We start from the raw sequence: 20,584 nt of genomic DNA, 5'->3' as shown, positions 1-20,584 counted from the left end.
CGGTTCCTTGATGAAATATTACGGGAATCTGGACAGTGATTGGATTGAATAGCGATATCTCAATTCAGGAAGACTGTCATGGCTGTTACCTTCACCGATTATGCGCGGCATGCTGTTCGCCATTTATCCGCCTCCGGCCGGATACTTCCCTTCATTCCTGCTGCCTGTCTGGCCATTATTGTTATGGTGCTGATAGGTTGTGGTGACAAAACCCATAAACAAACTCCTCCGGTCAGGCCGGTACGGGCAATTCTCGCACCGTCCCCGGTCGCGGTGGGTTCTCTGATTCAAACGGGTGAAATACGCGCCCATGAAGAGGTTACGCTCGGGTTCCGGCTGGACGGGCGCATTCTGACGCGGCAGGCCGAGGTGGGAGATCGTGTGATCGCAGGTCAGGTTCTCGCCACACAAGAAAGCGATACCAGCCGCAACCAGCTCAGCAGTGCGCAGGCCGATCTGAACAGTGCCCGCGCGGCAGAGCAGGTGGCCGCACTCAATCTCAGGCGTATGCAGTTACTGATGCCTTCGGGGGCTATTGCCCGATCGCAGCTTGATAGTGCCCAGGCTGACTGGCAGGCCGCCCGTGCGAAGCGTCAGAGCAGTGAAGATGCGCTCAAAAATGCGCAGGAAAATGTGTCCTGGACAAAACTCATTGCTCCGGCTGACGGGGTGATCACCCAGGTCAGCGCGTCGGCAGGACAAGTGGTCAGTGCCGGACAGTCTGTGATCACCCTGGCCAGTGGCAGCATTCGCGATGCCGTATTTGATGTGGCCGATCCTCAGTCTGTTCCTCAGCAAGCTGACAGCCTGTTTAATGTATCGCTACTTTCGGCCCCTTCCGTAGTGGCCCAGGGGCATTTCCGCGACGTCAGCCCGCAGGCCGATCCGCAAACCCGTACCTGGCGTCTGCGCATCACCCTGGATAACCCGCCACCGGCCATGGCACTCGGTGCCAGTGTTCAACTTACACTTAACGCGTCAGGTCCGCTTTTGATAGCACTGCCTGCCTCTGCGTTGACCCGTACCGGGAATAAACCGGCCGTTTTTGTTGTGGATGAGAAAACACAGTTGTTGCATTTAAGGCCAGTCGTTATCGGGTGTTACAGTACCTCTGAAATATTTATATCTGCCGGTATCCGCTCTGGCGAAAGGGTGGTCATTGCGGGTGTCAGTAAACTTCGAGACGGTGAAAAAGTTATCCCCGGGGAGGACAGCGAATGAAAATGTCTTCCCCGGTCGGGGCTTTCAACCTTTCAGCCTGGGCGCTGAATCATCAGTCGCTGATCGCCTTTTTTATGTTGCTGTTAATGGCGGCGGGTATCATCAGCTATGAGCAACTCCCCCGGAATGAAGACCCGGCGTTTACCATTAAAACTGCCGTGGTGTCTGCGAGCTGGCCGGGTGCAAGCGTGGAGGACACGGTTAATCTGGTCACCGATACGCTGGAGAAAAAACTGCAAGAAACGCCTTATCTTGACTTTGTCCAAAGTGAAACCCATGCAGGGCAATCAGTTATTTTTGTGAACCTTCGCGATGACACGCCCCCTTCAGAAGTCGCGGGTATCTGGTATCAGGTGCGTAAAAAGATGCAGGATATTGCGCCGTCACTGCCAGCGGGTGTGCAGGGCCCGGCGGTGAATGACGAATTTGATGACACATTTGGCACCATTTATGGCTTTACTGCAGAAGGTTTCACGCCGCGTGAGCTTCGTGACAGGGTCGATGATATCAGCCGCAGTCTGATGTCGTTGCCGGATATGGGGAAGATCAATCTGCTGGGTGTGCAGGAGGAGAATATTGTCCTCGCATTCTCACCGGCGCAGCTGGCGGGAATGGGACTGGATTTGCAACAAATCACCGATGCGCTGAAGGCGCAAAATGCGGTTGAACCTTCAGGCGTCTTGCGAAGCGATCGTGAAAACATTGCCTTGCGGGTGAGCGGCGCACTGACATCAGAGCAAAGTTTACGTGCCGTGACGCTGCATATTGCCGGGCGCTACATTCCGCTGACGGATATCGCGACCATTAGCCGCCAGGATGCCGAGCCTCCGTCACCGGCATTCCGGGTCAACGGTCAGCCTGCTATCGGTCTTGCCATATCCATGGCTTCTACCGGCAATATGCTTTCTTTCGGCAAGGCGCTCAATGACCGGATGGCTGCTATTGGCGCGCAGCTCCCGCATGGTATTGAAATGGTTAAAGTCGCGGATCAGTCGACAGTGGTTTCGCAGGCTGTAAGCGGATTTATCCGTGTATTAATTGAGGCTGTGGTCATTGTGCTGGCAGTGTCCTTCGTCTCATTAGGCACCCGTGCCGGGCTGGTGGTGGCTGCGGCGATCCCCATCGTGCTGGCGATGACGTTTATCGGCATGATGCTGGCGGGCATAGGCTTACAACGTATTTCACTGGGGGCGTTAATCATTGCCCTGGGGTTGCTGGTGGATGATGCCATGATCACCGTCGAGGCAATGGTATCCCGCATTGAGGCCGGTGATTCTAAATGGCGGGCAGCAACTTACGCGTTCGAAACCACGGCTTTCCCGATGCTGACCGGCACGCTGGTGATGATAGCGGGCTTTATTCCGGTAGGTTTTGCCGCCTCAAGTGCGGGAGAGTATTGCTATTCTCTCTTCGCCGTGGTGCTGATTGCGCTTTTATGTTCCTGGGTAGTGGCCATCCTTTTTTCACCGCTGATCGGAACCTGGCTGTTACCTGAGAAACTGGCATCACACGCTGAAAAACAGGGCAGACTGATGCGTTTCTATCAGCGTCTGCTGAATCAGGTTTTGCGAAGACGCGTGGCGACTCTCAGTCTTGCCTGCCTTTTGTTAGGGCTTGCCGCTTATGCGACCACGTTTATGCAGGGCGAGTTTTTCCCTGCGTCTGATCGCCCGGAACTGCTGGTCAGCCTCACGCTTCCCGGCAATGCTTCTCAAAGCGACACGGCGCGCCAGGCGGAGCGGCTGGAGCACGCCTTGAAAAACAATCCGAATATTGACCACTTTTCTACGTATGTGGGGTCAGGCGCGGTGCGTTTTTATCTGCCGATGGACGTATTACTCAATGATGAGAACACGGCACAGCTGGTCATTGTCGCCAAAAGTCTGGAGGACAGGGATAAGTTACGTGCGCAACTGGAAACGGTTTTGGCCCGGGATTTCAGTGATATCACCACACGCGTTTCGCCGCTGGAGCTGGGTCCGCCGGTCGGCTGGCCGGTAAAATATCGCGTCAGCGGACCGGATTATGCAAAGGTCAGGCAGATTGCGCAGCAACTTGCCAGCGTTCTCGGAAACAGTCCCGAAACCCGTGAAGTTAACCTGACCGCCGGTGAACCCGAGCGGGTCATCACGTTACAGGTGAATCAGACTGCGGCACGGGCGGCGGGCGTTTCCTCCGAAAGTCTCGCCACGTTGCTTAACACAGTCTGGTCAGGCAGCGTTGTCACCACTGTCAGGGATAAAAACCGGCTGATTGATGTTGTTCTGCGGGGGAATAAGCGCGAACGTCAGGATTTGACCACACTGTCCGGGTTGATGATCACCACGGCAAACGGGCAGAAAATCCCTCTCAGCCAGGTGGCGACACCGGTCTGGGGAATCGATGATCCGGTTATCTGGCGTCGGCAACGCTTGCCGTTTATCACGGTACAGACGGATTTAGCCGCAGGTCTGCGGGCAGAGGCTGTTTCTCAGCAACTCTCTCCTCTGGTCTCACGTATCAGGGCAAGCTTACCGCCGGAGTATACGATAGAGGAGGGCGGTGTGGTGGCCGAGTCGGACAAAGGCAACAGCTCGGTGTTCGCGGTGCTGCCGGTCACGCTGTTTGTTATGCTGATTTTGCTGATGGTCCAGTTACAGCGCTTCTCCCGCATGCTTCTCGCGTTGTTCATGGCGCCATTCGGACTGATTGGCATTGTGCTGGCGATGTTGCCGACAGGGACGCCGATGGGTTTTGTTGCATTGCTCGGTATCATCGCATTGGCAGGCATGATTATCCGCAACGCGGTGATCCTGATCAGCGAAGTGGACAATAACGTCAGGGAGGGGCTTGACCGCGATGACGCCATCAAAGCGGCGGCACAACATCGTTCCCGGCCTATATTGCTCACCGCTTGCGCTGCCATACTGGGAATGATCCCGATTGCGGAGCAGGTTTTTTGGGGACCCATGGCCTATGCGATTATCGGCGGACTCATTGTTGCCACTTTTGTCACACTGACGGTATTACCCGCTTCGCTGAGCATTATTATGCAGTTTGAAAAGAACAGCGATAATGCAAAGTTAAACTAAGCTGATGAACTTCAGTTACGTAACAGTAGAACTCACTGTCGTACAGAGAAGGAGCCAGCCTGCGAGGTCTGGCTGTAACCTGTTCACGATAATGTTAGTTCTGTGCAATGCTCAGGCAGGTGAATATCTGCCTGAAATCATTCCAAGCCAGGCTGTAAGTTCATTATTGAAAGAAAGCATTAGGGTGAAAAGTATAACTAATAACAAGAGGTTAGAGGATGTCTCCAAAAGCCGTGTTTTTTGACTTAGATAATACGCTTACTCATCGAGCTTTGAGTGTTGCCCGGTATGCAGAGATATTTTATTTGGCCTTTCGTAACCAACTTAAAGAAAAAAATGCAGATAATATTAATGCGATTATCACTCGTGAGGATAACGGCGGTTACCTTCCTGAAAACTCGCCATTTTCCTCAATCCGCGAGGCAGTAAGCCAAACATTAGCTTCAGAGCTACGATGGATAGACCCCCAACAGGGTAAGACAGTCCTGGAACATTGGGTCAATCACTTCCCTTCAGCGGCTATTCTTATGCCTGGTGCCAATGAACTGATTGATGAACTTATTAGGCATGGTATCGCTATTGGCGTCATATCAAATGGCGCTGAGTGGTCACGCAATAAAACGTTAGAAGCCCTTTCTCTTTCAGAAAAAATAGGCGTAATGCTCTGTTCTGAAAGGTTTGGCGAAAGTAAGCCCTCACCAAAAATATTTCATGCGGGAGCAAATCGGCTAGGTTTACGTCCAGATCAGTGCTGGTATGTGGGCGATCATCCAGTTAATGATTATCAGGGAGCTAAAAATGCTGGCATGAAAGCTATCTGGCTGAAAGGGTTTCATCCATGGCCGGGACGGTGGGTTGATACAGAATATTCCGTAAATTCTCTTAACGAAATCACTATGATGTTTACGCAGCATGCTTTACCTCGGCTTTGGTGAGCAGAAAAGAAAATAAGATACTATGTACCGGGCTAAAATAAAGAAGTGCATACGTATTAAAATAATAAACAAATTAAAAAGGCCTGCGGAATTAACCACAGGCCCCGGTGGGACAAAATATAGCCCTACATGATTAAGTACTAATCATTATCATGGCTATGCTGTCCACCCTTTTTGCCGGCTTCACTTGCACGTTCGCGGTCATTAGCGAAGTTACCCCCGCTTTTTTGCCCGCCTTTTTTACCGGCTTCTGATGCTTTCTCATGGTCTTCTGCAAAATTACCTGATCCACCACGATGTTCGGCCATAATATCCTCCTATCGGATTAGTACAGTTTTTTAGAGTAAGAGCATCCTGATATGAATATACAGGATGTTTTACCTGAAGAGCATGTGCTCACGTTCAATAATAATATAGTTTGTCTGGCTGTCAAAATTTTTATTTATATTTAATGGGCGGTGAGTGGGGTGTGTCTGCATATACAATCGTAACCCGCTATTCTTTAGGCGGTTTACGGAATCTGCTGTGGTTGGATATTATAATTTTGTTTAGGAAAAATCCCAAACCTATATATTAACAATTAAAACAACTATTATTAATAACTCACGTGAACAACATGACGAGGCAAATATGGCTATAACAACATTGAAAGATCTCTTTATTCACGATTTATCTGACGTTTATAGTGCTGAGCGCCAGATTACCAAGGCTTTACCTAAAATGGCGCGGGCCGCGACCGATCCCAAACTGGCTGAAGCTTTTAAACTTCACCTCGAAGAAACACAGGGCCAAATTGAACGGCTTGATCAGGTTGTGGAGTCTAATGATGATCTGCGTATAAAACGTATGAAATGTCATGCCCTGGAAGGCCTTGTGGCTGAAGCGCAGGAGTTGATCGACTCGGTCGAGAAAGGAGAAGTTCTGGACGCCGGTTTGATTGGTGCAGCTCAGAAAGTGGAGCACTATGAAATTGCTACCTACGGCACTCTGGTCGCGATGGCCAAAAAATTAGGTTATACCGACGTTGCTAAATTACTTCATGAAACGTTGGAAGAAGAAAAAAGAACCGATGAGAAACTGACCCTTCTGGCGGAGTCCGATCAGGCTTCAAAAGGCTAACTTCCGTTGGGTTGCGATCGTCCGGATGATTGTTTTATTCCTCTGTTTATAAGGAGTTTATTATGGCCACTTCAGAAGCGTATGAGAATTACATTGACTGGGTGAGGGATGCTCACGCCATGGAACAACAAGCCGAAACGATGTTATCAAAAATGGCGGATCGGTTAGAACACTACCCGGTTCTTCAGCAAAGAATTAAGCAGCATATTACCGAAACGCAGGGGCAACAGCGACTGGTTGAGGGTGTTTTAAACAACCTTGATACCTCGCGCTCCGTGCTGAAGGATACGGCCGGTAAAATGTCGGCGATGGGTCAGGTCTTTGGCGGTATGTTTGCCAGCGACGAAGTCATCAAGGGCGGGATCAGCGGTTACGTCTTTGAACATTTTGAAATTGCCTCCTACAGTGCCCTGATTGCGGCGGCTGAACATGTGGGCGATCTCGAAGGTGCCCGCGTGTTCCGGGAAATTAAAATTCAGGAAGAAGAAATGGCTAAGTGGTTAGCGGAACATATGCCCGATCTCACCAAACAATTTTTATCCCGTGAAGAAGACCCGGACGCAGAAGCGAAACGCTGAAGCTGAAGATGACTTTGGTAACATCGGGCCCCGATTTCGGGGCTCGTTGCGTATCATCTGCGATTTATCGCCCGTTCACTTACTGAACTTGTCAGGCAATTCCTCCACCCGCGACGCCAGCCTTTCCAGAGCGAAAATTGAGGCCTGCAGGATCACCGCTTCACAATCCCCGTCGAAATGTCTGACCTCTTGTTGTTGACTACCCGGCCCGAAATACCAGCCAAACCAGACGGTGCCTGCCGGTGTCCCGTCTTTTCCCCCTTCCGGCCCGGCGTAGCCACTGACAGATACGCCGGTGTCTGTACCCGCCACTTCGCAAGCGCCTTGCGCCATTTCTTTTACGGTCTGGGCGCTGACGGCGGTGAATTTTGTCAGGGTGTCGGCACTGACATGAAGAAGCTGATTCTTGGCCCGATCATCATAGGTAATAAAGCCGCTTGCATAGGGGACGCCATCGTCTGAGGCGGCGCACAATGCCATACTGATCATGCCTGCCGTGCAGGATTCGGCGCTCGACAGGGTAAGGTTTCTCTTCTTCAGTGACTGAACGGCTCTTTTCGCCGCATTTAAGAGCGTCTCATCCATTGCGGTTCTCCTTTACATGATGAAGGCTTAAAGAGGGTCCTAACGGCTGTTACCCGTCAATTTCCCTGCGAATGTGATCGTTTTTCTTCTGTCGCTTTTGATTCATCATAATTGTGGGGGGCGGTATAAGTTGACTGGAAAGACAGAAAAAGATTAAGCAAAATAAAAAGGCAGGGATCAAATGCTGATTTCTTAATAAAAAATTTATAACTCGTCAAATCAAAAATAATACCAGTTCGCATGACCGATTATTTGTATGGTTAATCTCTGTTGAATATATTTGTGTATGACACTTCCTTGTATCAGCTTTTTTAAAGCATGGCTCAGTATGTTATATTAATAATATAATGGACATAAAAATCGACTCCTTCGATAAGATTTATCTTATTTAATCCAACTCATTAAATAATATTAATGCATAACTTTAAGTATTTACTAACTTAAGATACAGATGGGTCAAAATAGAGATTAACCCTATGAAATTTCCCTCGGAGTCTCTATTTTTTTAAATACATAACCTATAGGTCAGCGCGGGAGGCTGGAGATGAATTTTTTGGGCTGGATGACTGCGACTGGCATTCTTCTGCTTATTATGTCGATGCTGACGGGCTGGTTAAACAGAACGCCTGTACCTATGTTCGGTCTTTATTTAGTGGTCGGTATTGCCTGTGGCCAATGGGGGCTGGGGCTGGTTAATCCCGATATTTTCTCGCATACCACCATGATCAGCCGGGCGACTGAAATTGCTATGGTGACATCATTATTTACCGCTAAAGTTATTCAAAGAACGGTTCGGGATATCATTTAAAACAGAGAGTGAAGCGATGAACAGTGACTGGTATAAAAATGCCATTATTTATCAGGTGGATACCGCTTATTTTTTTGATGCCAACAACGACGGAATTGGTGATATCAGCGGGATACTCAAACACCTTGATTACATTCGTGGCCTGGGGGCCAATGCACTTTGGCTGACACCTTTTTATCTGACCCCTTTCAGAGATGACGGATACGACGTAAAGGATCACCTCACGGTAGATCCGCGTTTTGGTGATATCGCCGATATGGTGATGCTGCTTGAACAGGCAGAAGAAATGGGACTGCGGGTGATCGTTGAATTAGTTTTACAGCACACGTCAAGCGAACATCGATGGTTTCAGGAAGCCCGAAAAGATCGTCACTCGCCGTACCGGAATTATTATATCTGGGCAGATGAGCCTCCTGAAAATGACGATCCCCCGATGTTTCCCGGGGTAGAGAAGAGCGTCTGGAGCTGGGATGAGACTGCGCAGCAGTATTATCGACATATGTTTTACCATGATGAGCCGGACTTAAATCTGGCTTGTCCCGCCGTGATAAATGAAATTGAGCGGGTGATCCTGTACTGGCTCCGGCTGGGTGTTTCCGGATTCAGGCTTGATGCCGCTTCGCACCTGATAAAACAAGCCGGAAAAGGAGATGTCAAAAAAGGTCTCGGGTTACTGAATCATTTACGAAATTTTGTCGCCGTCCGGCACCTCGAAACTATTTTATTGGGCGAGGTTGATGTTCCGCCACAACACTATAACGACTATTTTGGCGATAATGATCGCCTGCATATGTTACTGAGTTTCTCACTAAACAAGGCTATGTTTCTTTCCTTCGCACATAAAGATGCCCGCCCCTTGGTTAAGGCGTTGGATGATATTCCCACCCCACCGGCAAGGGCCTGTCTGGCTAACTGGTTGCGTAACCATGATGAACTGGATCTGGCGGGATTAAGCCCGGCAGAACGACGTGATGTTATAAAAGAATTTGGTCCTGAACAGGATACGCATATCTATCAGCGCGGACTGAGACGACGCTTAGCTTCAATGTTTGAAAATGATACAGCAAAAATTGCTATGGCATATTCGGTGTTATTTTCATTACCGGGCACACCTATTATTCGCTATGGTGATGAAATTGGCATGAGCGAGAATCTGTCCCTGAACGAGCGGAATGCTGTAAGAACACCCATGCAGTGGGACACCACCCGGAATGCCGGTTTTTCTCAAGCTGAACGCGATAAACTGATCGCACCAGTGATGGTAAGAGGACCCAACCGTTACCGGCTTGTGAACGTCAGTAAATCACAAATTCAAAACCATTCACTGCTGCATCTTGTCAGCAACATGGCCCGGACGCGGCTAGGGTGCAAAGAAATAGGGTCCGGTACTCATAAAATCATCGACATGAAAATGCCCTCACTTTTTGCCATTCGTTATGACTATGACGGGGATGCTTTGCTGATGATTACCAATTTAAGCGATAAAAAAGTGCAGGTTGAGCTAAACGAGCCAGAAATTATGATGCTCACCGAACTGCTTGCCGATGAAGAATATGCTAAGTCAGGACTATTGAAAGCAACAGACAGGTTTCCGGTCAATGGCTACGGCTACCGCTGGTTTACGGTCAAATACACTCGTGAGTGAATGCAAGGTATGCAATACCGAATTACTTTTTCCTGCCGCTTTTTCGCCATAATAGGGCACAAAAAACGGCGCTAAACATTGTCAGCGCCACTTTACCCGTTCGCGCGGGATCGATGGCAATAACACTGTCCTTCGCTTCACCGCTGAACTTTCCCTTGCTTCTGTGATGACCTTCAACGGGAATATAGAGATTATCTGCTGCATTTATCGGCTGAAGTTCAGCCTGCATTTGTCCACCCCATGCCTTTTTGGACATCAGCTTATCCAGCCATCCGGGGAAGAAGATATTGCCAATAATGGACTGGACAGTGGATAGCCCGACCCATAATTCCCGTGGGGCTAAAAGAGAAGCTTTATACACGGCCTCTGCTATCGCTTCCGGTTGGTAAACAGGTGCCACCGGGCGGGTGGCACGGGGCAGCTTATTACGCGACCATTCAAACTGCGGCGTATTGACGGCAGGAAGATGAACCATCGTCAGCCTGATATGTGACCTAGAATGAATAAGCTCTGAACGCAGTGCGTCAGTAAATCCCCGTATAGCGGCTTTCGCACCACAATAGGCAGATTGCAGAGGAACAGATCGATACGCCAGGGCTGAGCCAATTTGAATAATATGTCCGACGTTTTGAGATGACATAATTTTTAATGCCTCCCGCGTGCCATTAATGACACCGTGATATGTCACATCTGTGACACGTTGATATTCTGATGGGCTCATTTCAGCAAAAGGGGAGATGACCGTACACATGGCGGCGTTGATCCAGACATTCACAGGCCCCAGGGCGTTGACAATCTGAGTCGCAGCCTCTTCCATCTGACGCGTATCGGCAACATCTGCACTCATCCCGAACGCCCGGACGCCTGCAGATTCTATTTCTTTGATTGTTGCTGTGAGACCTTTCTGGCTGCGGGCAATGACAGCCACGTCATAACCATGCTGCGCAAAGCATAATGCTGTGGCTCTCCCCACACCCGCAGTCCCTCCGGTAACCACAACTAAAGGCATAAATCCCCTCCTGCTATTTTATTTCTGACGTCGTTTATCAGCGCCTGCGGATCCAGGCGCTGATCATGAAGGTCAGGTTTTAGGCTTGATGATATCTGGCTTAGTGTTTTCAATCGGACCGGTGGAACCCAGTTCAGCGCCCGTGACAGGGTTTATCGACGGGTCAGACTGGGTACGTGCTTTCATCGCATCCAGCTGGGACTGCTGTGCTGCATCCAGGCTGACCGAGGCTTCACCCGTTCCGCCATCAACCGCAGGCTGAGGCTGGTCAACATACTCGAATGTCTTATCAGAATTCCAGCTACCACGGACAGTGCCACCTTCTGACATGTTGTAATAGACCTGAGAAAATTGTGGCAGCGGCGGTAATTTGCCCGGCGGGAAATTATCCTGGATCGCGTATAACGCTTTTTCAAAGGACTGCTGATGCGCGACTTCACGGGTCATAAGAAAACTGAGCGCGTCTTTAATCCCCGGATCGTCTGTTACATTGATTAAGCGTTCATAAACGATTTTTGCGCGGGCTTCCGCCGCAATGTTTGAACGCAGATCCGCTGTAGGTTCGCCGATGGTGTCAATGTAAGCAGCACTCCACGGCACGCCGGCAGAGTTAACCAGTGCGGGACCGCCGCCATACAGCAGAGAGGTAATATGGCTATCATTCCCTCCACCGGTGAGAGAACGATAAAGGTCTGCCTCTTTTTCGGTCCCTTCAGCCAGCTCACCTTTTGCGCCTTTGTTCAGCATACCGACAATAGTACCGATAATTTCCAGATGACTGAGCTCTTCGGTGGCAATGTCGAGTAAAAGATCCTTCCTGCCCGGATCGTCATCTCCAATCCCCTGCGTGAAGTAGCGGCAGGCTGCCGCCAGCTCTCCCTGAGGACCGCCAAATTGCTCGAGTAATAAATTTGCTAAGCCGGGATTCGGCCCTGCGACACGAACCGTATATTGCAACTGCTTGATATGTTTAAACATGAAGTTTCCTCATTCAAATCGATGAAATATGGGTTGAGCAAATTAAGCCTAGAAAAGGAAAGGGAGATTAACCATAAATAAGGGAGGGATATGAGTATCTGATAACACGTTTAGGATTTTTCTGCATTGAGCAGTTAAAGAGGAAAACTGATCGCCTCAATAACCCTTTCTTTGAAGAGCTTCCCCTGGTCTTATCAGCCACAGAATGTTAATTACACGTATTAAAAGGTGGGAATTAATTTTCAGATCGACTGTTTCAGGATTTCAGCAATATGCCACACATCCAGATTCCCCTGCGCTGCAGCGACAGTCAACTCTTCATGGTCTGGAGAAAACCGAAGAGAAATCCCGTTACGGCGCAGGAACAAAACTGTTGATGCAAATGCCGTTCTTTTATTTGCGTCATTGAAACAATGTCCCCGCGCTATGGCCAGAAGGTATGCAGCAGCCAGAATGTATATATCATTCTCGCCTTCATAAATGTGGCGGTTTAAAATTCGGGTTGCCATACTGTCTATCCGGCCAGGATCGGCATAGCCTGCAAGACCTCCGTAAGCTGCAATCATACGTTCGTGAATACTGATGATGTCTTTACTGGAAAGAAAATAAATCATCGGTTTTTGAGTGCTTCAAGCGTTTGGCCATGTTCAGTAAACAACCAGTCAAAATCCGATTCCGCCTGTATTTTTTGCATTTTTTCATATTGCTCAGCATCAATGACAATGACAGGTTTTGCGGACCGGCGTGTGATCATGATAGGTTCACCGCCGGACACGCCATCAAGGACCGCTGCCAGTTCATTTCGGGCCGTTGTAAAATTTATCGCTTGCATCGTTATCACCTCAATGAAATGTACACCCCAGTTGTACAACTCAATGTACATTTAAAAATGGTATTTTTCAACGCCGCACTCATGACTATTCACACGCATGATTATGAATAAGTAAGGATCACTATGTTCAGTAAAGCACAGCGGGTTGCCTTTCCTGCACTGGTTATCTCGGTATTTTTGCTTACCGGCTGTCCTCCCGCAGCTGAATTCACTCAATGGGAACGTCCTTCTACGACGGAAGAGGGGGTAAAAGCCGCGATGACACAATGTGGTGATCCGGTTGGCTATACACTGAATAACCTGCCCAGAAATGAGCAGGCACTGCAATTCCTTTGTATGCAGCGTTTGGGTTTTACACGTAAGGACGGGTTTGATTTTTGTGAGGTGATGGGAAAACTTCCCGCCTGCGTTGAAAAAAAACAGGGACATCCGCTCAGTCAGTCCCAGCTCGAAGCGCTGCCGTTTGAAGCTGATGAAGGTTTCTATCCGATTAAACCGGATTCCAGCCGGTATGAGGACATGCAGGTCACCTGGCGTAAGGTGGGCGCGCCAGGGGGAGGATTGTCGACGCAAGTTGCCAATGATCGGGAAGCGCTGCCTGTGATGTACGCCTGCGGTTATCCAAAACCGCTCGGGTCGAATCTGGCAGTCGCCAGCATTGGACGCACAGCAAAAACCCAACGCTGCATGATTGATCATGGCTTTGAACCGAAGAACAAAATGATGCTGGTTTGCCGGCCTTACCCGCAGGTGACGGGATGTGAAAATTTATTGAAATATTCATCCGCATTAAATGAAGTCTCTCCGCGCGCATAGTAACTATCTGCAGTAAGCAGTCTGAACCTGCGCCTCCATCGCTATGATTCGATGCTTCACTCAGAATGCTGTTTCCAGTGAGTCTGTGACGCAATATTCATCATCTACCAATGGCAAATACCGCCATTTATCGAACGCGGTACAGGGATGTGAAATACCACAGCCCACCCAATCACCAGGCTTTAATGTATCCTCATCCGACAGCAACAAATATGCATGTTGATCGTTCACCTCGCGGATACGCATGCCAGAAGCCGCACGAGGGGCGCTGCCATCAACATTGCGCACCCACAGCGGATTCGGCAGGTCCTGGTCAAAGGGCACATCACGGCGTCCAAAATCAACAAACGCCAGCCCTGGCTCGGGGCGAGATAACACCCGCCCCCAGATTTCCAGCGCTGCCTCAAAATGATACCGGGCATCAGGTTGGGAAAACGGGGCGATGCGGGCATATAACCCGTTATCGTGTGCCATATAGGCACCCGATCGGATCAGCGGTGTGATCGGTAGCGACAGCCGGGCTTCGGTAAAACAGGTACTGACCACATCAAACCAGGCACCGCCACCGGCGCTGAGAATAATGGTGTCGCTGCTGAACAGCTGCTTCTCGGCCAGCAGCGCAGCGGTGGCGATCAGCATCTGACAATAATCTTGCACCCTGGCGATACCGGTGGCGTCACGCTCCGCCCCCAGCGCACCTTCATAACCCGCTACGCCGACCATTTGCAGGGCAGGGCAGGCAGCGATCGCGGTCGCGATCTCCAGCGCTTCGCGCTGGGTACGGCAGCCGGTACGTCCGCCACTGACGGACATCTCCAGCAGTACCGCAATGCGGCTGTCGCTGAGATGTTGCTCCAGCAAACGAACTCCTTGCATTGAATCGACGTAGCAAAGAAAGCCATGGTCGGGATGCTGCTTTTGCCATTCGCCTATCCAGTGAATACCGGCGGGGTCGACCAGCTGATTAGCGAGAAATACGTTGCGAATACCAAACTGGCGCAGCGCCCGTACCTGCGCCGGGGTGGCAGCGCTCAATCCCCAGGCACCGCCTTCAGTGACGGCACGACGCAGGATCGCCGGAGACATTGAGGTCTTGCCGTGTGCCGCCAGCATCACGCCCTGTTCATGACAAAAATCTGCCAACTGACGCAGATTATTTTCCAGCGCCGATTGCTTCATCAGCATCAGCGGGGAAAACACCATGTTGCTGGCAAATATCGGCGTGCCAGTCGGTAACGGCGCATCGCCGCGGCCTGCAACAGATTTAAAGCGTGGCGCGGGTTGGATCGCATCCAGCAGACCATCTGCCATCAGCGGAAAATGAATTGACATAGCGCCTCCAATTAATGCTCAAGCACACGTGACAAAAATTGCTGAGTGCGGGGATTCTGTGGATGAACGAAAATCTGCTCAGGCGATCCCTGTTCAGCAATTACACCCTGATCCATAAACACCACGCGGTCAGCGGTTTTGCGCGCAAAACCCATCTCGTGCGTGACCACGACCATCGTCATACCTTCACGCGCCAGGCTGCGCATCACCTCCATCACTTCGCCGACCAGTTCGGGATCGAGCGCCGAAGTTGCTTCATCAAAAAACATAATTTTAGGTTCAACCGCCAGCGCCCTGGCAATGGCTACGCGCTGTTGTTGTCCACCTGACAGCTGCGCTGGATAATAGTGTGCGCGCTCAGCCAGACCGACGCGGGTCAGGGCTGCCATGCCGCGTTTATTCGCTTCGGCTTCAGACAGTTTCTGCGCTTTAATCAGCGCCAGTGTCACGTTACCGAGCGCGGTTTTGTGGGGAAACAGGTTGAACTGCTGGAACACCATCCCGACATGACCACAAATTTCCCGGTTGCGTTTATTGTCGTGCAGCGGCACATCGTTGACCCAGATTTCCCCCCCATCGGCTGTTTCCAGTCCGCTCATAATGCGCAGTACGGTACTTTTTCCTGAACCCGATGCGCCAATCAGCACCAGCACTTCGCCGGGCGAAACATCAAGGCTGATCTCTTTCAGTACCTGAGTGGTACCAAACGATTTAGTAATACGGCTCAGCGTAATGGCGGATTTGCTCATGATAACTGACTCCTGGTTTGATGATGTTGTACCCAACGGGAAAGCGGAAAACACACAACGAAGTACAGCACGGCCACCAGACCGTAGATCACCACCGGCTGGCCAATGCGATCGACAATGGCCTGCCCCTGATGCATTAGCTCAGACATGCCGATCATGCTGACGATCGACGTATCCTTAATCAGAGAAAGATACTGGCCCACCAGCGGCGGCAGCACAATGCCGCGTGTCTGTGGCAGGATCACGCTAAAAAAGGTCTGGTATTTAGACAGGCCGAGGATCCACGAGACTTCCGATTGTCCTTTCGGCACCGCTTCGATCCCGGCACGAAACACTTCAGCGATATACGCGCCCTGATAAATGCTCAGACCCAGTATCCCGGCAGCAAACAGATTGATTTCATAGCCGAAATACGCCACGCCGAAGTAGATAAACATCAGGGTGATCAATACCGGGGTTCCGCGAAAAAGCTCGGTATATAACACGGCAACTTGTTGTGCGACTGGCAAACGGCTGGTTCGCAGCACGGCGGTGAGCAGACCGAGTAGGGTACTGCCGATAATCGCCGCCACCGACAGAAGCAGGGTGACACCCAGCCCCTTCAGCAACAGCGGTAACGAGCTGGTGATCAGGTCGTTCATAGCGCGTTCTCCCGCTTCAGTGGGTTAGTCAGCCATTTCCTTGCCCACCAGGCGGGCTTTTTTACCCGGGTAACCAGCGGCGGATGAAACATCCGTCGTCCTGCCAGATTACCGAGCCAGGCAAACAGGTTGCTGAGCAGCAAATACACCACCGTCACCACGCTGAAAGTCTGGATATAGAGCAGGGTACGGGCGTTGATCACCGTTGCCGTGCCGGTCAGTTCGGGTAAGGCAATCGCCGACAGCAGCGAAGTACCCAGTAGCAACTGGATCAGATTATTGATAATGGCTGGCCACACCGCGCGTGCGGCCTGGGGTAACACTACGCTGAGAAACAACTGATGGCGCGGAATACCGAGGATCCACGCGGCTTCCAGCTGTCCTTTCGGCACGGACTGAATCCCGGCACGAAAGATCTCCGACAAATAAGCACCGACGTTAATGCCCAGTGCCAGCACGCCAGCAGTAAAGGCGCTCATGGTGACGCCGAGCGAGGGCAGACCGAAAAAGATAATGAAAATTTGCAGCAACACCGGCGTATTACGGATGAATTCGACATAGCAGTGACTCAGCCAGCGTAGCGGAGCTAACGCGGAAGCTTTCGCCAGTGCTGCCAGCAACCCGAGTGCGACGGCCAGCATGAAGGCGAGAAGAGTGACCTGCAGCGTGAGCCAGGCGGCGGTCAGGAAAGTCTCGCCATAACTCCACAGGGTTAGCCATTGATAACTCATGAATGGACTCCTTCCTGCGGCGTAGCAAAAGCTGCCACGCCGCAGGTGATCAGAATTGCGGGTTCAGTGGATAACGCGGTTTATCGCCAAACCATTTTTGATACAATCTGGCATTCTCACCGGAAGCGTTGATCTCAAACAGGAACTCATTCAGGTAGTTCAGCCACGCCTGGTCTCCTTGTTTCACGCCAAAAGCGTTGTACTCCAGCGGCACCAGCGCTTCGTTGGTGACGGCGAGCGTCGGATCAAGCTTGGCCTGATAAGCGAGGAAGTTGTTATCCTCGATCATCGCATCAGCCTGACCCTGTTTCACGGCAAGGATCGCTGCCTGAGAGGAATCGTATTCCTGAATTTTCACGTCGATACCCATGCTGCGCACTTCGTCACCATTGGTTGACCCTTTCACCGTCGCGATGGTTTTTCCGGCCATGTCATGCGCCGATTTGATACCGCTCTCTTTACGGACCAGCATCGCTTCGCTTGCCACCACATACGGATTGGTGAAGCCGATCTCTTTGGCGCGTTCCAGATTACGTGTGAAGTTACAGAACACCACGTCCACTTTGTTGGTTTGCAGGTTAGGGATGCGGTTGGCGCTGGTGGTGTTCACCATCTCCAGTTTCACACCCATCTCTTTCGCCAGCGCTTTCGCCAAATCGACGTCATAACCATCAGGATTGCCGTCTTTATCGTAAAAGCCGAAAGGAGCGAAACTCAGGCAATCACCCACGCGCAGCGTGCCACGTTGCAATACGGTTTGCAGCGCCGATTGAGGTGCCGCACCCGCCTCTTTTTTTTCTTCCGTGGGAGTACAACCGGCAACGGCCAGCATGACCAGCGTTCCGGCGATGATTTTTAACGAAATTGCATTCATTATTTTTCTCGCTTATTAAATGGAGACAACATGAAAAACATGAGTTATTAACGGACTGCCGTGGTGTTGGCGAATAAATAAAAATCTCAGGTAGTTATCAGATTAATAATATTATTTTCTATCGGCGCGAAAGCATTTCATATCCACTTCCACTTTGCAGTCGACGACTAAATCCTGCACGCTACAAATACGTGCCGGTGGATTTCCGGTAAATATATCGCTGAAAACTTTATTAAATGAACTGAAGTAACGTGCGTCAGTTAATACCGCTGTAACGTGAACCACATCCTCCACTGTATAACCTGCCTCACGCATAATGGACAGGCAGTTATCAAACGCCAACCGGGTCTGTTCGATGATGCCGCCTTCCACCACTTCGCCCTCGCGCATTGGTGTCTGACCCGAGATATATAGCCAGCCATCGGCCTCTACTGCTCGTGCGAACGGCAGTTTTTGCCCACCGGTACCGGTGCCGCCTTCAATACCATAACGTTTGATCGTCATGCAACACTGCTCCTTTTTGTTCTGAGAATGCCCATTTGTACGGCATGGCAGTAGTCTGGTATATCGGACTATTATCTGCAATATCGGATTGCCCAAGATTTGCACAGGTTTTTTATTTTTGCAATATGTCGTGAGGAATTTAATTTTTGTGATGCCGTCGCGATCGCAAAATAAAAATGAAAGAAGCAAGTTTCCGAATGGAAATGTTATCCCTCTCGTAATTTAAAAAAATAATCTGCACGTTATGCGCAAAAATGAGGCCCCAAAATAGAACAAGGAAATATACACTCAGCCAATAAAATTTTAATTAACGGGGATGGGTTAACGACGACTCTCGGTGTATGATGCTTTTCTTTTTTACTGTCTGGCGTGATCGCCTGACTGCATCAGGAGAATTTGCTTATGCCGGACGAGAAACTATCGCGTGCGCGCGGCGTTGACCGGGTTATCGACATTTTTCGCCAGTTGCATATCGCTCGTCAGCCCATGGCGATCCGAGATTTGATCGACGCCACCGGTGCGCCGCGTTCCAGCGTATATGAACTTGTCAGTCTGCTGAGTGAGGCTGGGCTGATTGAACTGGATGCCGACGGCGCGGTGTTCTTTGGTCGTGAAATGCACTACTACGGTGCAGATTACATGGCGCATAACGATCTCATCCGCCGTGCACATCAGTTAATGGTTGAGATAGTGGCCCGTCTTGGTGAGACGGTGCAGCTATGTATGTTGGAAGGGGATAAGTACACCGTAGTTCTGTCAGAAAGTAGTGCCCACCCCTTCAAAATCACTTCTGATATCGGGGTGCGGGTACCGATTACCTGGACGGCCACCGGCCGTCTGCTGCTCAGTAATTGGTCAGACAGTGCCATTCTCGATCTCATCCCTGAAGAAGATTATCGCCTGGCAAACGGGCAGGTCCTCGACAAGCAGGCGTTCCTCGAAGATATCCATCGTGCCGGACAACTGGGATATTGCCTGACCGAAGGTTTGTCAGAGAGTTTTACCTGCTGTATGGCAGCACCGATTCGTTCGCGTAGCGGGCAGGCGATAGCCGCTATCTGCTTTATGGTGAGTCGCGATACGCCTGAGGAGCGCCGTCAGATGTTACTGAGAGAGTTGATCGTTTTCGGGCAAAAATTGTCTGATTTCACCTGAGTCCGACGCATTTTCTTAGTCAGGTGATAACTTTCAGTTCCGTGTCATGATACGTTTTTTATGAAACAGTCATTATCAGCCATGACCCTACCCTAAAATCCTGCTCCGTTGGCGTCAGATTTGGCACGTTAGCCCTTCATTGCAGCATAGCGTTTTCGGTATTCCCCTGGGGGAATACCATTATGTTTGCGAAACACCCGTGTAAAATAGACCGGATCGCTATAGCCCACTGACGCTGCCACCTTGCTCAGCGGCAATGCCGTGGTCTGCATCAGCCATTTTGCCCGATTAATGCGCTGCATCTCGCGCCAGGCGTAAATAGTCTGCCCCAGATTGTTTTTAAACAGGTGCGCCAGCCGCGAGGGCGACAGAAAAACCATCGCGGCCAGCCTTTCAATTCTCATCTCCTGGGCGATATGTTCGTTCAGGTAATCGCAGACTGCGTTGATACGTGGGTCATGGGCATGACGGTTACTGATCGGCTGCAACTGAAAGCAGTTTATAATTAGCCGCTCCAGTGCATTCATCGCCAGCGCTTCGGAGAAAGGTACTGAGTCGTTATAGTGGCGGATTACTTCGTAAAACAGATCGCGCAGCACCAGTTGTTGCTGCGGGTCGTTGACCGTCGTTTTGCCAATGCCATGAGTGGTGTGATCCCACTTCAGCCAGTCGACCCAATAGGGCCGCGGGATAAAGTAAATCCACAGATGATCCCAGAACTCACTATGCTCATCACGCCCGTAGTGGTGGGATACGCCGGGCGGGAACAACAGCAGTTCATTTTCGCGAAACAGCAGTGCCCCGTCCCCTGCTTTGGCCCGCGCCTGGCCGCGCAGGGTCAGGTTGATGATGTAGCCCTTCATCCCCTGAGGGCGGTTAATATAGTAGTCGAGCTTCGATCCACGGCTGATGGGGGTAAAACCGGCAACTACCCAGGCGTTAAAGGTGAAGGTTTTTATCAATGGCGAGAAGTTCAAAAGCTCATTGATATCCAGTTCCAT

The 20,584-nt window shown here is 50.6% G+C and carries 22 protein-coding genes; 9 read left to right on the top strand and 13 right to left on the bottom strand.

Going from position 1 to position 20,584, the window contains the following annotated elements:
• Positions 1-78: 78 nt before the first annotated feature.
• From J1781_RS12550 to J1781_RS12540, 3 genes are all read left to right on the top strand, one after another.
• Positions 79-1,221: an efflux RND transporter periplasmic adaptor subunit gene (locus J1781_RS12550; protein ID WP_217233681.1), complete on the top strand. Its 1,143-nt coding sequence runs from the start codon at positions 79-81 to the stop codon at positions 1,219-1,221.
• On the top strand, positions 1,218-4,292 hold the full coding sequence (locus tag J1781_RS12545; RefSeq protein ID WP_217233680.1) for an efflux RND transporter permease subunit: 3,075 nt from the start codon (positions 1,218-1,220) through the stop codon (positions 4,290-4,292). Before J1781_RS12550 ends, J1781_RS12545 begins: the two co-directional genes overlap by 4 nt.
• A 218-nt stretch (positions 4,293-4,510) precedes the next feature.
• Complete coding sequence (locus J1781_RS12540) at positions 4,511-5,227, top strand: HAD family hydrolase (RefSeq protein WP_217233679.1); 717 nt, start codon at positions 4,511-4,513, stop codon at positions 5,225-5,227.
• A gap of 140 nt (positions 5,228-5,367) precedes the next feature.
• Here the strand turns inward: J1781_RS12540 and J1781_RS12535 are convergent, their stop codons facing one another.
• The gene (locus J1781_RS12535; protein WP_014333835.1) at positions 5,368-5,535 is read right to left on the bottom strand and encodes a con-10 family general stress protein; all 168 of its coding nucleotides are present in this window, start codon (positions 5,533-5,535) and stop codon (positions 5,368-5,370) included.
• Between the two features lie 322 nt (positions 5,536-5,857).
• Between J1781_RS12535 and J1781_RS12530 the strand changes: the two genes are divergently transcribed.
• Together J1781_RS12530 and J1781_RS12525 are read left to right on the top strand one after the other, a co-directional pair.
• Complete coding sequence (locus J1781_RS12530) at positions 5,858-6,346, top strand: YciE/YciF ferroxidase family protein (protein WP_217233678.1); 489 nt, start codon at positions 5,858-5,860, stop codon at positions 6,344-6,346.
• A gap of 62 nt (positions 6,347-6,408) precedes the next feature.
• Positions 6,409-6,924 carry a ferritin-like domain-containing protein gene (locus J1781_RS12525; RefSeq protein WP_217233677.1) on the top strand — a complete coding sequence of 172 codons (516 nt, stop codon included), beginning with the start codon at positions 6,409-6,411 and terminating at the stop codon, positions 6,922-6,924.
• A 75-nt stretch (positions 6,925-6,999) separates the two neighbouring features.
• Here J1781_RS12525 and J1781_RS12520 read toward each other — a convergent pair whose 3' ends face one another.
• Entirely contained in the window at positions 7,000-7,509 is a 510-nt protein-coding gene (locus tag J1781_RS12520; protein WP_217233676.1) for a CinA family protein, read from the bottom strand.
• Between the two features lie 544 nt (positions 7,510-8,053).
• Here J1781_RS12520 and J1781_RS12515 point away from each other — a divergent pair.
• Together J1781_RS12515 and J1781_RS12510 are read left to right on the top strand one after the other, a co-directional pair.
• A complete protein-coding gene (locus tag J1781_RS12515) occupies positions 8,054-8,317 on the top strand; it encodes a sodium/hydrogen exchanger family protein (RefSeq protein WP_217233675.1) in 264 nt (87 codons plus the stop codon).
• A gap of 16 nt (positions 8,318-8,333) precedes the next feature.
• Positions 8,334-9,962, top strand: coding sequence for an alpha-amylase family protein (locus J1781_RS12510; protein ID WP_217233674.1), 1,629 nt, complete (start codon positions 8,334-8,336; stop codon positions 9,960-9,962).
• Between the two features lie 22 nt (positions 9,963-9,984).
• On the opposite strand, the gene J1781_RS12505 is transcribed toward J1781_RS12510, so the two are convergent.
• The 4 genes from J1781_RS12505 to J1781_RS12490 all read right to left on the bottom strand — a co-directional run bounded on the left by J1781_RS12505 (position 9,985) and on the right by J1781_RS12490 (position 12,781).
• Positions 9,985-10,971 carry an SDR family oxidoreductase gene (locus tag J1781_RS12505; protein ID WP_217233673.1) on the bottom strand — a complete coding sequence of 329 codons (987 nt, stop codon included), beginning with the start codon at positions 10,969-10,971 and terminating at the stop codon, positions 9,985-9,987.
• Between the two features lie 72 nt (positions 10,972-11,043).
• A complete protein-coding gene (locus J1781_RS12500) occupies positions 11,044-11,949 on the bottom strand; it encodes a manganese catalase family protein (RefSeq protein ID WP_129955425.1) in 906 nt (301 codons plus the stop codon).
• A gap of 242 nt (positions 11,950-12,191) precedes the next feature.
• Entirely contained in the window at positions 12,192-12,563 is a 372-nt protein-coding gene (locus tag J1781_RS12495) for a type II toxin-antitoxin system death-on-curing family toxin (RefSeq protein WP_217233672.1), read from the bottom strand.
• Positions 12,560-12,781, bottom strand: a complete 222-nt coding sequence (locus J1781_RS12490) for a type II toxin-antitoxin system Phd/YefM family antitoxin (protein ID WP_129955421.1) — start codon at positions 12,779-12,781, stop codon at positions 12,560-12,562. The genes J1781_RS12495 and J1781_RS12490 overlap by 4 nt, the downstream gene beginning before the upstream one ends.
• A 123-nt stretch (positions 12,782-12,904) precedes the next feature.
• On the opposite strand from J1781_RS12490, the gene J1781_RS12485 reads away from it, so the two are divergent.
• Positions 12,905-13,597, top strand: a complete 693-nt coding sequence (locus J1781_RS12485; protein WP_217219262.1) for a hypothetical protein — start codon at positions 12,905-12,907, stop codon at positions 13,595-13,597.
• A 60-nt stretch (positions 13,598-13,657) separates the two neighbouring features.
• Here the strand turns inward: J1781_RS12485 and J1781_RS12480 are convergent, their stop codons facing one another.
• From J1781_RS12480 to J1781_RS12455, 6 genes are all read right to left on the bottom strand, one after another.
• Positions 13,658-14,929: an alanine racemase gene (locus tag J1781_RS12480; protein WP_217233671.1), complete on the bottom strand. Its 1,272-nt coding sequence runs from the start codon at positions 14,927-14,929 to the stop codon at positions 13,658-13,660.
• Between the two features lie 11 nt (positions 14,930-14,940).
• Entirely contained in the window at positions 14,941-15,678 is a 738-nt protein-coding gene (locus J1781_RS12475) for an amino acid ABC transporter ATP-binding protein (protein ID WP_217138045.1), read from the bottom strand.
• The gene (locus J1781_RS12470) at positions 15,675-16,319 is read right to left on the bottom strand and encodes an amino acid ABC transporter permease (protein ID WP_217138046.1); all 645 of its coding nucleotides are present in this window, start codon (positions 16,317-16,319) and stop codon (positions 15,675-15,677) included. Before J1781_RS12470 ends, J1781_RS12475 begins: the two co-directional genes overlap by 4 nt.
• Positions 16,316-17,050: an amino acid ABC transporter permease gene (locus tag J1781_RS12465; protein WP_217233670.1), complete on the bottom strand. Its 735-nt coding sequence runs from the start codon at positions 17,048-17,050 to the stop codon at positions 16,316-16,318. Before J1781_RS12465 ends, J1781_RS12470 begins: the two co-directional genes overlap by 4 nt.
• A 49-nt stretch (positions 17,051-17,099) precedes the next feature.
• Positions 17,100-17,924, bottom strand: coding sequence for an ABC transporter substrate-binding protein (locus J1781_RS12460; RefSeq protein ID WP_129955409.1), 825 nt, complete (start codon positions 17,922-17,924; stop codon positions 17,100-17,102).
• A gap of 111 nt (positions 17,925-18,035) precedes the next feature.
• The gene (locus J1781_RS12455) at positions 18,036-18,428 is read right to left on the bottom strand and encodes a RidA family protein (RefSeq protein ID WP_129955407.1); all 393 of its coding nucleotides are present in this window, start codon (positions 18,426-18,428) and stop codon (positions 18,036-18,038) included.
• 402 nt (positions 18,429-18,830) lie between these two features.
• Here J1781_RS12455 and J1781_RS12450 point away from each other — a divergent pair, with 402 nt between their 5' ends.
• Positions 18,831-19,583, top strand: a complete 753-nt coding sequence (locus J1781_RS12450) for an IclR family transcriptional regulator (protein WP_129955405.1) — start codon at positions 18,831-18,833, stop codon at positions 19,581-19,583.
• Between the two features lie 128 nt (positions 19,584-19,711).
• On the opposite strand, the gene araC is transcribed toward J1781_RS12450, so the two are convergent.
• Positions 19,712-20,584, bottom strand: coding sequence for an arabinose operon transcriptional regulator AraC (araC, locus tag J1781_RS12445; RefSeq protein WP_129992221.1), 873 nt, complete (start codon positions 20,582-20,584; stop codon positions 19,712-19,714).

This window comes from Rahnella perminowiae (assembly GCF_019049695.1).
Lineage (GTDB): Bacteria > Pseudomonadota > Gammaproteobacteria > Enterobacterales > Enterobacteriaceae > Rahnella > Rahnella perminowiae.
The sequence above is the reverse complement of the archived record's forward strand: the minus strand, read 5'-3'. Positions and strand labels throughout refer to the sequence as shown.

What these genes read in the sequence shown, in the direction of transcription:
- J1781_RS12490 (WP_129955421.1), bottom strand. Translation starts at nt 12,781, where the DNA reads ATGCAAGCGATAAATTTTACAACGGCCCGAAATGAACTGGCAGCGGTC.
- J1781_RS12505 (WP_217233673.1), bottom strand. Translation starts at nt 10,971, where the DNA reads ATGCCTTTAGTTGTGGTTACCGGAGGGACTGCGGGTGTGGGGAGAGCC.
- J1781_RS12525 (WP_217233677.1), top strand. Translation starts at nt 6,409, where the DNA reads ATGGCCACTTCAGAAGCGTATGAGAATTACATTGACTGGGTGAGGGAT.
- J1781_RS12450 (WP_129955405.1), top strand. Translation starts at nt 18,831, where the DNA reads ATGCCGGACGAGAAACTATCGCGTGCGCGCGGCGTTGACCGGGTTATC.
- J1781_RS12470 (WP_217138046.1), bottom strand. Translation starts at nt 16,319, where the DNA reads ATGAACGACCTGATCACCAGCTCGTTACCGCTGTTGCTGAAGGGGCTG.
- J1781_RS12550 (WP_217233681.1), top strand. Translation starts at nt 79, where the DNA reads ATGGCTGTTACCTTCACCGATTATGCGCGGCATGCTGTTCGCCATTTA.
- J1781_RS12530 (WP_217233678.1), top strand. Translation starts at nt 5,858, where the DNA reads ATGGCTATAACAACATTGAAAGATCTCTTTATTCACGATTTATCTGAC.
- J1781_RS12495 (WP_217233672.1), bottom strand. Translation starts at nt 12,563, where the DNA reads ATGATTTATTTTCTTTCCAGTAAAGACATCATCAGTATTCACGAACGT.
- araC (WP_129992221.1), bottom strand. Translation starts at nt 20,584, where the DNA reads ATGGAACTGGATATCAATGAGCTTTTGAACTTCTCGCCATTGATAAAA.
- J1781_RS12510 (WP_217233674.1), top strand. Translation starts at nt 8,334, where the DNA reads ATGAACAGTGACTGGTATAAAAATGCCATTATTTATCAGGTGGATACC.
- J1781_RS12520 (WP_217233676.1), bottom strand. Translation starts at nt 7,509, where the DNA reads ATGGATGAGACGCTCTTAAATGCGGCGAAAAGAGCCGTTCAGTCACTG.
- J1781_RS12515 (WP_217233675.1), top strand. Translation starts at nt 8,054, where the DNA reads ATGAATTTTTTGGGCTGGATGACTGCGACTGGCATTCTTCTGCTTATT.
- J1781_RS12455 (WP_129955407.1), bottom strand. Translation starts at nt 18,428, where the DNA reads ATGACGATCAAACGTTATGGTATTGAAGGCGGCACCGGTACCGGTGGG.
- J1781_RS12465 (WP_217233670.1), bottom strand. Translation starts at nt 17,050, where the DNA reads ATGAGTTATCAATGGCTAACCCTGTGGAGTTATGGCGAGACTTTCCTG.
- J1781_RS12500 (WP_129955425.1), bottom strand. Translation starts at nt 11,949, where the DNA reads ATGTTTAAACATATCAAGCAGTTGCAATATACGGTTCGTGTCGCAGGG.
- J1781_RS12535 (WP_014333835.1), bottom strand. Translation starts at nt 5,535, where the DNA reads ATGGCCGAACATCGTGGTGGATCAGGTAATTTTGCAGAAGACCATGAG.
- J1781_RS12475 (WP_217138045.1), bottom strand. Translation starts at nt 15,678, where the DNA reads ATGAGCAAATCCGCCATTACGCTGAGCCGTATTACTAAATCGTTTGGT.
- J1781_RS12480 (WP_217233671.1), bottom strand. Translation starts at nt 14,929, where the DNA reads ATGTCAATTCATTTTCCGCTGATGGCAGATGGTCTGCTGGATGCGATC.
- J1781_RS12540 (WP_217233679.1), top strand. Translation starts at nt 4,511, where the DNA reads ATGTCTCCAAAAGCCGTGTTTTTTGACTTAGATAATACGCTTACTCAT.
- J1781_RS12545 (WP_217233680.1), top strand. Translation starts at nt 1,218, where the DNA reads ATGAAAATGTCTTCCCCGGTCGGGGCTTTCAACCTTTCAGCCTGGGCG.
- J1781_RS12460 (WP_129955409.1), bottom strand. Translation starts at nt 17,924, where the DNA reads ATGAATGCAATTTCGTTAAAAATCATCGCCGGAACGCTGGTCATGCTG.
- J1781_RS12485 (WP_217219262.1), top strand. Translation starts at nt 12,905, where the DNA reads ATGTTCAGTAAAGCACAGCGGGTTGCCTTTCCTGCACTGGTTATCTCG.